The organism is Streptomyces prasinopilosus (assembly GCF_001419695.1).
Taxonomy (GTDB): domain Bacteria; phylum Actinomycetota; class Actinomycetes; order Streptomycetales; family Streptomycetaceae; genus Streptomyces; species Streptomyces prasinopilosus.
Genome location: NZ_LIRG01000899.1, coordinates 1 through 1934, shown reverse-complemented (window position 1 = coordinate 1934; position 1934 = coordinate 1). Strand labels below are relative to the sequence as shown.

Genomic DNA, 1934 nt, shown 5'->3' with positions numbered 1-1934 from the left:
CGGATCGGCCCGCTCGATCCGGTGCTGTGCGCGTTCACCGAGGTGTGGGCCGAGGAGGCCCTGCGTCGGGCGGGGGAGGTGGACGCCCTGGTCGAGGCCGGGCCGCCGCGTTCGCCCGGTCCGGGCGGGGGCGGAGGTTCCGGGGGGCGCGTCCGGCTGCCGCTGGCCGGGGTGCCGGTCGCCGTGAAGGGCCGGCACGGGATGCGGGCGGCGGCTCCGCTGCTCGCGGCCGGTGGGGTCGCGGTGGGCGCCACCGCGGTGCCCGGGCCCGGCACCGCCTGGCAGACCTGGGGTCTCGGGGCCCGCGGACGCACCGTCAATCCGTGGCGGGCCGACCGCACACCGGGGGGTTCCTCCGCGGGGGCCGCGGTCGCGGTGGCGGCCGGTCTGGTGCCCCTGGCGACGGGCGGCGACGGGGCCGGATCGGTGCGCATCCCGGCGGCGTGGTGCGGGGTCCTCGGTCTCAAGGCCACCAACGGCCGGCTCCCGTCGCGCGACGGCACGAGGCTCGCGGCGCCCGGGGTCCTCGCTCGCACGGCGGCCGACGCGGCGGCCTGGTGGCGGGCGGTGTCACCGCCCGCCACCGGCACCGGCACGCCGTACGACCCCACCGCCGGGCTGCCGTACGACCCCGCCACCGGCATGCCGTGCGGCCCCGCCGTCGGCACGCCGCCGTCCTTCCCGCGCACCGCTGTCTGGTCCCCCGACCTCGGCTTCGCCCGTCCCGAGCCGGAGCCCGTCGCGCTGGCCCGGGCCGCCGTCGACCGGCTCGTCGATGCCGGGGTCGTACGGCTCGTACGGCCGCAGGCGCCGCCGCTGCTCCTGGATCCGGCCGCGGCCTGGCTCGCTCTGCGCGCCCCCGGAACGGACCCCGCCGGGCTCGCCGACGCCCACCGCGTCCGGGCGGAGAACGACCGGCGCCTGGCCCGTCTCTTCGCCGGCGCCGAACTGCTGCTGACGCCTGCCGCGCCCACCGCGCCGCACGGCCACGAGGGACCGGGCGACGTCTACTCCACCGCGCTCACCTGGGCGTTCAACGTGAGCGGGCACCCCGCGCTGAGCCTGCCCGCCGGGTTCGGCACCGACGGCTGCCCGGCCGGGCTCCAGCTGGTGGCACCGCACGGGCGCGAAGCGCTGCTGCTCACCGTGGCGGGGGCGGCGGAGAGGCCGAGCGGCCGGAAGGGCCGAGGAGCTGGAGGCCGGAAGGGCTGAGGGCCGTTCTCGCGGCCGGGTCGTCTCCCGCATCCCCCTGGACATTTACTTGCGCGCGCATATGATGCACATGCCTGTAATTGATGTGCGCCGATCGTCCGGAGGATGACCATGACACGCCGTTTCCTCTTCGTCCTGGGGAGTGCCCGACGCGACGGGAACTCCGCGTTACTCGCCCGCCGGGCCGCCGAACAGCTGCCCCCGGGCACGGAACAGCACTGGATCGACCTCACCGAGCACCCGCTGCCCGACTTCGAGGACCTCCGTCACGACAGCGACCACGTCCGTCCCACGGAGGGGGAGGTCGCCCTGCTGCTCGACGCCACCGTCGCGGCGACGGACCTGGTGATCGTCTCGCCGCTCTACTGGTACTCGGTGTCCGCGCAGACCAAGCGCTACCTGGACCACTGGGCGGGCTGGCTGCGCACCCCCGGCCTGGATTTCGGGGCGACGATGGCGGGGCGCACGCTCTGGGGCGTCACGGCGTTCGCGGACGACGAGCCGGCGGTCGCCGACCCGCTGATCGGCACCCTCCAGCGCTCCGCCGCCTACCTGGGCATGCGCTTCGGCGGAGTGCTCCTGGGCAACGGCAGCAAGCCGGGTGACGTGCTGAAGGACACCGGGGCCCTCGCCCGCGCGAAGACGTTCTTCGCGCCGGACTCCCCCGTCCCGCTCGCCCGCTTCCCCCACGAGACCGGGACCGCGCGGTGACGTCCTCCGGC

General features: G+C 76.6%; 2 protein-coding genes. Both read left to right on the top strand.

Features of this window, described 5'->3' with window-relative positions:
- Positions 1 to 1212 (top strand): amidase family protein (locus tag AOK18_RS28165; protein WP_055696154.1); only part of this gene is annotated, 1212 nt, incomplete at its 5' end.
- 111 nt (positions 1213 to 1323) lie between these two features.
- Entirely contained in the window at positions 1324 to 1923 is a 600-nt protein-coding gene (locus tag AOK18_RS28160) for a flavodoxin family protein (RefSeq protein ID WP_055696153.1), read from the top strand.
- Positions 1924 to 1934 lie beyond the last annotated feature (11 nt).

Bases quoted from the DNA above. Each gene is read 5' to 3' on its own strand.
- AOK18_RS28160 (WP_055696153.1), top strand. From the start codon at position 1,324: ATGACACGCCGTTTCCTCTTCGTCCTGGGGAGTGCCCGACGCGACGGG.